Origin of the sequence: Phenylobacterium sp. (assembly GCF_044371015.1) — a bacterium.
GTDB lineage: Bacteria > Pseudomonadota > Alphaproteobacteria > Caulobacterales > Caulobacteraceae > Phenylobacterium.
The window spans coordinates 1-8,982 of sequence record NZ_JBILUK010000124.1; the positions used below are offsets into that span (position 1 = coordinate 1).

7 protein-coding genes and 1 pseudogene are annotated in these 8,982 nt (G+C 66.6%); 4 read left to right on the forward strand and 4 right to left on the reverse strand.

Annotated features, from left to right (window positions below; all coding sequences use genetic code 11):
• The 3 genes and pseudogenes from ACIQ3R_RS11300 to ACIQ3R_RS11310 all read right to left on the reverse strand — a co-directional run.
• Positions 1-381: pseudogene (locus ACIQ3R_RS11300) on the reverse strand (hypothetical protein); the annotation flags it as partial.
• Entirely contained in the window at positions 378-1,679 is a 1,302-nt protein-coding gene (gene eno / locus ACIQ3R_RS11305; RefSeq protein ID WP_397418511.1) for a phosphopyruvate hydratase, read from the reverse strand. The gene eno and the pseudogene ACIQ3R_RS11300, both read right to left, overlap by 4 nt.
• Positions 1,676-2,677, reverse strand: a complete 1,002-nt coding sequence (locus tag ACIQ3R_RS11310; protein WP_397418513.1) for a phosphotransferase family protein — start codon at positions 2,675-2,677, stop codon at positions 1,676-1,678. Before ACIQ3R_RS11310 ends, eno begins: the two co-directional genes overlap by 4 nt.
• A 137-nt stretch (positions 2,678-2,814) precedes the next feature.
• Here ACIQ3R_RS11310 and ACIQ3R_RS11315 point away from each other — a divergent pair, with 137 nt between their 5' ends.
• The 3 genes from ACIQ3R_RS11315 (at position 2,815) to ACIQ3R_RS11325 (ending at position 6,995) form a co-directional block, all read left to right on the forward strand.
• A complete protein-coding gene (locus ACIQ3R_RS11315) occupies positions 2,815-3,891 on the forward strand; it encodes a Rieske 2Fe-2S domain-containing protein (protein ID WP_397418515.1) in 1,077 nt (358 codons plus the stop codon).
• Between the two features lie 87 nt (positions 3,892-3,978).
• Positions 3,979-6,201, forward strand: a complete 2,223-nt coding sequence (locus ACIQ3R_RS11320; protein WP_397418517.1) for a TonB-dependent receptor — start codon at positions 3,979-3,981, stop codon at positions 6,199-6,201.
• A gap of 50 nt (positions 6,202-6,251) precedes the next feature.
• The gene (locus ACIQ3R_RS11325; protein ID WP_397418519.1) at positions 6,252-6,995 is read left to right on the forward strand and encodes a glutathione S-transferase N-terminal domain-containing protein; all 744 of its coding nucleotides are present in this window, start codon (positions 6,252-6,254) and stop codon (positions 6,993-6,995) included.
• An 84-nt stretch (positions 6,996-7,079) separates the two neighbouring features.
• On the opposite strand, the gene ACIQ3R_RS11330 is transcribed toward ACIQ3R_RS11325, so the two are convergent.
• On the reverse strand, positions 7,080-7,841 hold the full coding sequence (locus ACIQ3R_RS11330) for an SDR family NAD(P)-dependent oxidoreductase (RefSeq protein ID WP_397418521.1): 762 nt from the start codon (positions 7,839-7,841) through the stop codon (positions 7,080-7,082).
• 133 nt (positions 7,842-7,974) lie between these two features.
• On the opposite strand from ACIQ3R_RS11330, the gene ACIQ3R_RS11335 reads away from it, so the two are divergent.
• A partial coding sequence (locus ACIQ3R_RS11335; RefSeq protein WP_397418523.1) for a spinster family MFS transporter occupies positions 7,975-8,982 on the forward strand: 1,008 nt, incomplete at its 3' end.

An 8,982-nucleotide genomic window follows, 5' to 3' on the forward strand; every position in this document is an offset into this window, starting at 1 on the left:
GCGTCGGGTCAAAGGGTCGAGGTACGAAAGCCGCCGCAGCACCGCCAGCATGAGGGCCAGGGCCATCTCGGCCACCGCCTGGCTGTTGGTCCCGGGCATATTGCAGACGGCGACTCCCGCCGCGCGAGCGGCCTCCAGGTCGATGGTGTTGACCCCTACGCCCAGCTTCTGGATCAGACGCAGGCGCGGCGCCGCGGCGATCCGGGCCGCGGTCGCCGGCTTCAGCACATGCAGCAGGACGTCCGTATCGACGATCTCCCGCGTAAAGGCCTCTTCATCGTCTTCATCAACCACCACGGCGGCGACACCTGTCGCTCCGGCGATGGCTGCAAGCGCGGCGCGGAAGCCGTCACTCGCCCGATAGTGCAGAAGCGTCTTCACGCCAGCCCCGCCGTCACGCCGGCGGCGAAAGCGCCGCGCCCGGCGAAGCAGGCGTCCGGCCCCATGGCTTCCTCGATCCGCAGCAGCTCGTTCCACTTCGCCATGCGTTCGGACCGGGCGAAGCTGCCGACCTTGATCTGACCGGCGTCCCAGCCGGTGGCCAGGTGGGCGATCGCCACATCCTCAGTCTCGCCCGAGCGGGCCGAAACGATGGCCGCCCAACCCTGTTCCCGGGCCGCGTCCAGCGCCGCCTTGGCCCGGGTCACCGTACCGGCCTGGTTCACCTTCACCAGCACAGCGTTGCCGGCCCCGGCTGCGGCGGCGCGGTGAACACGGGCGGCGCTGGTCACCAGGATGTCGTCGCCGATGAGTTGGATCTTCTGGCCGAATGTCCGGGTTGCGAGCGCGAAGCCTTCGAGATCATCCTGGCCGACAGGATCCTCGATCGAGAGAATCGGGAACCGGCGCACCCAATCGGCGACCCGCGCCACCATTGCGGCGCTGTCGAAGTCCGCCCCGTCCAGGCCCAGGCGATATCGCCCGTCGCCCGCCTGAAGCTCGTTCGCCGCCACGTCGAGCGAGATGAAGACATCTTCGCCCGGCCGATATCCGGCCATCTCAATGGCCTGGACCAAAGCCTCCAGCGCCTCCTCGTTGGAGGCGAACATCGGCCACCAGCCGCCTTCATCCGCGGCGCCGGCCAGGCGACCGGTTTCCTCCATTAGCCGCCCCGCCGCGCGGAAGACCTCGGCGGTGATCTCCAGCGCCTCACGGACGCTGCCGGCGCCGGGCGTCATGATCATGAAGTCCTGCACGTCGGTGCGGCGTCCGGCATGAGCGCCGCCGCCGAAGATCTGGATCTCGGGCAGCGGCAGCCGGACCCGGCGACCCTGGGCCAGGTGCGCCCAAAGCGGCAGGCCTTCCGCAGCGGCGGCGGCCTGGAGCGCGGCGAGGGAAACCGCCACCACGGCGTTGCCGCCAAGCCGCTCCAGGGCAGGGGTTCCGTCCAGTTCGATCAGGGCCTCGTCCAGTCCCACCTGATCGGCGACGTCCAGACCGCGGAGCCGCGCGGCGATTTCGACGTTGACGGCGGCCACCGCCTGGGAGACGCCCATGCCGCCAAATCGGGCGCCGCCGTCGCGCAGGTCGATGGCCTCATGCGCGCCCCGCGAAGCGCCGGCCGGGGCCGCCGCGCGGCCGGTCGCGCCGCCCGCGAGCGAGACGTCGGCTTCAACGGTTGGGCGCCCTCGGCTGTCCCAGATCTGACGCGCCGCGATGTGGGTGATCGTTGACTTCATCGGGCGTCCAAGGCGTTTTTCCAGAGCAGCGAGAGATCGGCCATCCGGTAAGGTGGATCAGCGATCAGCGCTCGCGCGGTATTGCGTACGAAGTCTCTGTCGGCGTCGGTCTGCAGATATTCGACCGGCGATTTGCCATCGACCCGCGCCAGCAGGAGCGCGCCTGTGAGTTCCGCGGCCCGCGCCTCCAGCCCTGGCGGCGACTCCCAGGCGACGCCGCCAAGGTAAGCCGCCTGCAGCGCGGCGAAAGTCGAGAGGTAGGCGGCCGTGTGCTGCGGCTTCCAGACCGCCTTCAACAGCAGATGGGTCGAGCAGAACGCCAGATCGAAGGCCGGGTCGCCGTACCACGCGCACTCCGCATCGAGCAGGATCGGGCCATCGGGGCCGCAAAGGATGTTCTTCGGACTGACGTCGCCGTGCACCAGGGTGATCCGAGTCGCCGCCGTGCGATCAGCCAATGCAGTCAGCCTCTCGGCGAGGTCCGGGTGCGCGCCGGCGGTAAAGCGGAGGAAGGGCGACAGCCGCAGATCCTCGAAAAACGGAGTGTTATCGAAACGCGCCGAGATGTCGGCCGATCCCGCCGCGCCGGCATGGATCGCGGCGAGCATTCGACCCAGGCGATCGGCCATTCGCGGATCTACGCGGCCGACCGCCAGATCAGCCTTCCACACCGTATGGGTTGCGGGGTCGAAGAAGGCCATGACGAAGAGGTTGGCGTTCACGGCCTCGAACAGCACCTCCGGGACGCGGTCGGTGAAGGCGCGCGCCGTCCTTAGCCACGCGACCTCAAAGCGCGACCGTTCCACCGGCGCCCGCCAGTCAGCCGCCACGCGCAGCTTGGCGAGCGCCTGCTTCACGCAGACCGGACCCCCCGCCAGGTCCATCCGAAAGACCTCGCTCGACACGCCGCCGGCCAGCCGCGCCAGCGGCGGCGATGCGCCCGCCGGCAGGAAGCCTTCCGCGCTCAGGATCTCGAGAATGTCCGCTTCGACCGTCACGCCCTGAGGCTTAGAATCCTAAGCGACCGGGGTCCAGAGGCGGTCGGCCGACGGGACGGTCAGGGTCATGTCAATGCAATTGACACCTACTCTTAGCAATCTAATCTTGTGTCGTTCGTCCTTGAGGATGGCGCGGCATGTATCCGCTCTCAGCCGGTCTCTACGCTCCGCGGAACCGCTGGTATGTCGCCGCGCGATCCAGCGAGGTGTCGCGAGCCCCACTTGAGCGGTTCATCCTGAACGAGCCGGTGGTGTTCTATCGAACCGAAGCGGGCGAGCCAGTCGCCCTAGCCGGCCGGTGTCCGCACCGGGGCTATCCGTTGGGGCGCAGTCGGATCGAGGGCGACGCCGTCATCTGCGGTTATCACGGCCTGCGGTTCGAGGCGGACGGCCGCTGCTCCCACATCCCGAGCCAGGCGATCATTCCCCCGAATTGCCGCGTCAAGGCCTATGCGGTGGTTGAGCTCTGGGACTGGATCTGGATCTGGCCAGGCGAGGCGGAAACGGCGGACCTGGCGCGGTTGCCCGATCATCAGGCCCTGGGGCTGACCGATCCGGCGTGGATCAAGCGACCGCCGCTCTACTGGCAGGTCGAGGGCCGCTACCAGCTGCTGAACGACAACCTCCTCGACCTTAGCCATCTGACGATCCTGCACGCCGACACCATTGGCGGCGGGGACGTGGCCGGCACCGAAGAGCGGCACGAAGAGGGCGAAGGCTGGGTCCGCAGCCTGCGCTGGATCCCCAAAGCCACGGTCACCGATTGGGTGCGCAAGAGCCGGGGCGTGGAGGGCGAGGTGGATCGTGAGATCATGCTGACCTTCATCGCACCCGGCTTCCATCACGGTCATGACCGGTACTTCCCCGCGGGCTCGGACCCGGTGAAGGACGCGCCGATGCTGGACATCCGCATCTTCCACGCTGTGACCCCCGCCACTCTCACTCAATGCCATTACTTCGCTTCCAGCGCAGTCGACCCGGCCACCTACGCGCTCAGCGCCAGGTTTCCGCCCGACCCGGCCTCGGCGATCCGAATCTTCACCGAGGACGTCGAGGCGATTGGAGAGATCGAGCGCCTGTTGGGCGCGGTCGGCGAGTTTCAGGAACTGCCGTTACGGTCGGACGTGCACGCGCTGCGCGGTCGGCGGATGCTTGAGAACATGATCCTCGCCGAGAAACCCGCCGACGCCGGCGCGCTTCGAAGCGTCAGTTAAATTGACATTTGGCGCAAGCGCGCCGAGTCTGTTCGCCAATGTCTGGTCTGGGAAACACGGGCCGACAAACAAGAGGGGAAGTCCAAGATGATCGCTCGTGTACTGCTATCCACCACAATGCTGGTGAGCCTGTGCGCCGGATCGGCGCTGGCGGCCGACGAAACGCCCACCAATCTCGGCGAGGTGGTGGTGACCGCACAGAAGCGGGCCGAGAAGCTCCAGGACGTGCCGATTTCGATGGAAGTCGTGAGCGGCGACAAGCTCTCGGACTTCAACACCAACGACTTCAAGGCGATGTTCAAGTTCACGCCGAACGTCGCGGTGCAGACCACCGCCGGCAATGATGTCATCTACATCCGCGGCTTCGGTTCGCCGCCGGCGAACTTCTCGTTCGACCAGGCCGTCAGCCTCTATATGGACGGCATCTACGCCGGACGTAACCGCCAGGCCCAGGCGCCCTTCTTCGACCTGGCGCGGGTCGAGGTGCTGCGCGGACCCCAGGGCGCGCTGTTCGGCAAAAACACCCCGGCCGGCGCCGTCAGCGTCGTGTCGGCGGGCCCGACCTCCGCATTCGAGGCTGCGATCAAGGGCGTCTACAGCTTCGATCTCAAGGGACCGGAAGTGTCCGGCCACATCTCAGGCCCGATCAGCGAGACGCTGGGCGCGCGCCTGGCGGTGAAGTTCGTGGACCAGGACGGCTACATCGAGAACCTCGCCAACGGCCGCGACGAGCCCCAGAACCGGTCCGCTCTGGCGCGCCTGACCCTGCGCTACGCGCCGACCGACACCTTCGACTACAACCTCAAGGTCGAGTACGCGGACAAGGAAGTGAAGGGCGGCCTCAACGTCTCCAGTCCGCTCACCACGCCTCAGCAGCCGAAGACCACCCGGTTCAGCACCCAGAACCCGATCGGCCCGGAAGGCACCAAGGTCACCTCGTGGCTGGTGTCCGGCACCGGCAACTACCAGATGGGCGATTTCACCCTGACGTCGATCACCGGCTATTCGTTCTTCCGGTCGAATATCGTCAACAATTTCGACCAGGCTGTTCCCGCCGGAGGAACCACGCGCAACAGCGTCTACAACAGTTATCCCGAGCACTTCCGCCAGTGGTCGCAGGAGGTCCGGCTGCTCTCCCCGACCGGCAGGAAGTTCGAGTACATCGTCGGCGCCTACTATGACACCGCGCTCTACCGTCTGACCCAACTGGGCGGGTTCGATATCAACATCCCGGGCGTGCTGGTCTACCAGGGCCTGCTCAACACCGAGTTCCGCCAGCGCTCGGAATCCTTCTCGGTGTTCGGCCAGGGGACCTTGAATTTCACCGAAGACCTCCGGGCCATCGGCAGCCTGCGCTACACCCAGACCGACAAGCGCGGTCATTTCTTCGGCCGCCTGCGCTCAGGTCCCTTCGCACTTCGTCCGGTCAACGCCCGGGCCAACGGCAAACTGAGCGAGGACAACATCGATCCCTCGATCACGCTGCAATATGATTTCACGCCGCAGGTCATGGCCTACGCCACGTTCGGCCGCGGCTCGAAGTCCGGCGGCTTCGTGTCGAACACCTATGGCACCACCGACGCCAGCTTCCGCTATCGGCCGGAGGAGTCGGAAAACATCGAGGCGGGCATCAAGTCGACCCTGGCGGACGGCAAGCTGGTGCTCAACGTCTCGGTCTACGACACCAGCTTCAAGGACCTACAGGTGTCGGTCTACAACTCCGCCCTACAGGTCTATCAGACCGGCAACGCGGCCAGCGCCAGTTCCAAGGGCGTCGAAGGCTCCGCCGCGTGGTACCCGATGGACAACCTGTCGTTCACGCTGGCGGCCGCCTACCAGGACGCCAAGTACGACGACTATCCGGGCGCGGCTTGCCTGGCGTCGCAGCCGATCACCACCTGCAATCCGGCCAACCCGGCCAGCGCTGCGGCCAACAACATCGCCGGATCGCCGCTGCCCTATACCTCCAAGTTCTCCTACTCTCTGCAGGCGCGCCATCGTTTCGACCTCGGCGAAGACAACGTCATCGACACGACGATCGGCCTCAGTGGTCGGTCCAAGTACTTCGACAGCGACAACCAGAGCCCGCTGTTCGGCCGTCAGAAGGGCTATTCCAAGCTCGATGCGCGAGTTCAGTACGGCCCTGTGGACGAGCGCTGGCACGTGGCGGTCGTCGGCAAGAATCTGACCAATGAGAAGACCACCGGCAGCGCCTTCAACCTGCCCTTCCCGATCACGGCCGCCCCTCGGGCGATCATGTATCTGGAAGAGACCCGCAACATCTCGATTGAAGCGGGCATGCGGTTCTGATCCGGCGGAGGGCGGGCCCCGGCCCGCCCTCTAAGCCACCTGAGGTCCAAATGATCGACGTCCACTTCACGCCGACGCCCAACGGACACAAGGTCAGCATCATGCTGGAGGAGACCGGCCTCCCGCACCGGCTCATCTCCTACGACATGCTGGCGGGCGAACACCTGAGGCCGGAGTTCCGGGCGGTGAACCCCAACGGCCGTCTGCCGGCTATCGTCGACCATGATCCGATCGGCGGCGGCCCGCCGCTTCCGGTTTTCGAGTCGGGCGCCATCCTGCTCTACCTCTCGGAGAAGACCGGCGGCGCCTTCATGCCAGTCGACCCGCGCCGTCGCTCTCAGGCTCAGCAATGGCTGATGTGGCAGATGGCCAGCTTTGGACCGATGCAGGGTCAGGCGCATCACTTCGTCCGTTACGCGCCGGAGGGCCAGGCCTATCCGGTCACCCGCTACATGAACGAGACGCGCCGGATGCTGGCGGTGCTGGACCGGCGTCTCGCGGAGGCGGAGTTCCTGGCTGAAGAATACTCCATCGCCGACATGGCGACCTGGCCCTGGGCGCGCGCCATTCGCGCCATCGAACTGGACATGGCCGACTGGCCCAACATCAAACGCTGGTTCGACGTGATCGAAGCCCGGCCGGCCGTCGCGCGCGGCACCGGCGTGAAGAACCCGCCGAACCTCTCCAGCATCCGCCCCCAGCTGACGCCGGAAGCCTGGTCCAATCTCTTCGGCGAGAACATGCTGAAGAGTTCGGGCGTCGAGAGCCTTTCCCGTTCTGATGGAATGATCTGAACAGGGCGGAAGGGGCTCGAAATCAAGAGTTTAGAGCGTCTCTGCATCCGAAAACCGGGGCCACTTTTCGGAAGACGCTCTAAATCAGTTCGCCATAGTCCCACCATCGACGGCGATGTCGGCTCCGGTGATGAAACTGCTTTCGTCCGACGCCAAGAACAGGGCGGTGGCGACCACGTCGTCCGGCTCGCCGATGCGCTTGATGACCTGCCGGGCGATGGCGCGCTCGGTCCACCCTGGCTGCAGCATCAAGGGCTCGGTCTGAGCTGAGCGGATCATTCCCGGCGAGATGGTGTTCGCCCGGATGCGGTGGGCCCCGCCTTCGGTGGCGTACTGGCGGGTCATGGCCGTCACCGCGCCCTTGGCCGCTGAGTGGGCGACCATCCCCTGACCGGCCGAGCCCTTCTTGGCTGCGGTCGAGGCGATGTTGATGATCGATCCGCCCCCCCGAGCAATCAGGTGCGGCCAGGCCGCCCGGCAGAGATGGAAGATAATGTCCACTTCTTCGCGCTGGGTGCGGGCGAACGTCTCGAAGTCCATGTCCGGGATGAAGGCGAAATAGGCCATGGCGGCGTTGTTGTAGATGATGTCGAAGCCCCCGTAGGCGTCGAGCGCAAACGCCACCAGACGTTCCGCGCCGCTCTGCGCCGAGAGGTCTACCGGCTGCAGCGAGACCATCTCGCCCCCGGCCGCGCGCACCTCATCCGCCACCTCGTGCGCATCGGGTCGGATGTCGCACCCAACCACTTTGGCGCCTTCGCGGGCGAACATCCGCGCCGCCGCCCGGCCCATCCCGCTTCCGGTGCCGGTGATGATCGCGACCTTGCCTTCGAGCCGTCCGCCCATCGCCGTCTCCTTCGCGCCCCAACGTCGGATCCAACCTAGTCCCACAGGCTGACAACCGTAAACTTGATTGACAAGCAGAGGCCCCGGCCTAGGCTCAAACACAAGGTGCGAAACGACGCCGTCGGGGAGTTTCATGGACCAGGCCGCGACCGCCGCGCCAAGCCCGCCCGCCTCGCCGGTCGGCCGGCCCGGCCGCACCATGGCGCTGTTGATCCTGACCGCGATCGGCACGATCAACTTCGTCGACCGCCAGATTCTCTCCGTGCTGGCCGAACCGATCCGCAAGGAACTTCATCTCAGCGACACTCAGTTGGGCCTGCTCACCGGCCTGTCGTTCGCGCTGTTCTATGGCGTGGTCGGCGTGCCCGCCGCGATGCTGGCCGATCGCACCAATCGGGTGCGGCTGGTGGCGGCCGCCTGCACGATCTGGAGTCTGTTCACCGGCGCCTGCGGCTTCGCGACAAACTTCTGGCATCTGGCGCTGGCGCGGTTTGGGGTCGGGATCGGAGAGGCCGGCGGCACCGCTCCATCCCTGTCGATCCTCGCCGACTACTACCCGCCTCACCAGCGGCCCGCGATTATCGGGCTGTTCACGGTCAACGGCCCGCTTGGCGTGTTTGTCGGCGCCAGCTTCGGCGGGTGGGCTGCGGCCGAGTTCGGGTGGCGCGGCGCGTTTTTTGGGGTCGCCGTCATCGGCGTCGTGGCCGCCTTGATCCTGGTGCTGGCGGTCAAGGAGCCTGTGCGCGGCCAACTGGATCCTGCGCCGGTCGATCCGGAAGGGCCGCGCGCCGGCCTGATGGACACGGTGCGTCTCTTTCTGTCTCGGCCCACGCTCGGGCTTCTGTTGATCGCCAGCGGCCTGGCCGCCTTCATCAGCAACGGGATGCTGAGCTGGATCCCGGCCTACCTGATGCGCGTACATGACATGCCGCTCACCGAGGTGGCGCGGTGGTTCGGCCCGGCTGCGGGGATCTGCATGGGTCTGGGCATCTGGGGCGGAGGCGCCGTGGTCAACTGGGCGGCCCGTCGCAGCCTCAAGGCCTATGCCCTTGTCCCGGGCCTGGCCATGCTGATCTGCGCGCCGACCCTGGTGGTCGCCGCCATGGCGAACTCCTGGCAGGCGTCACTGGCGTTGATGATC

Coding starts and splice junctions, on each gene's coding strand:
- ACIQ3R_RS11325 (WP_397418519.1), top strand. CDS start 6,252: ATGATCGACGTCCACTTCACGCCGACGCCCAACGGACACAAGGTCAGC.
- ACIQ3R_RS11315 (WP_397418515.1), top strand. CDS start 2,815: ATGTATCCGCTCTCAGCCGGTCTCTACGCTCCGCGGAACCGCTGGTAT.
- ACIQ3R_RS11320 (WP_397418517.1), top strand. CDS start 3,979: ATGATCGCTCGTGTACTGCTATCCACCACAATGCTGGTGAGCCTGTGC.
- ACIQ3R_RS11330 (WP_397418521.1), bottom strand. CDS start 7,841: ATGGGCGGACGGCTCGAAGGCAAGGTCGCGATCATCACCGGCACCGGA.
- eno (WP_397418511.1), bottom strand. CDS start 1,679: ATGAAGTCAACGATCACCCACATCGCGGCGCGTCAGATCTGGGACAGC.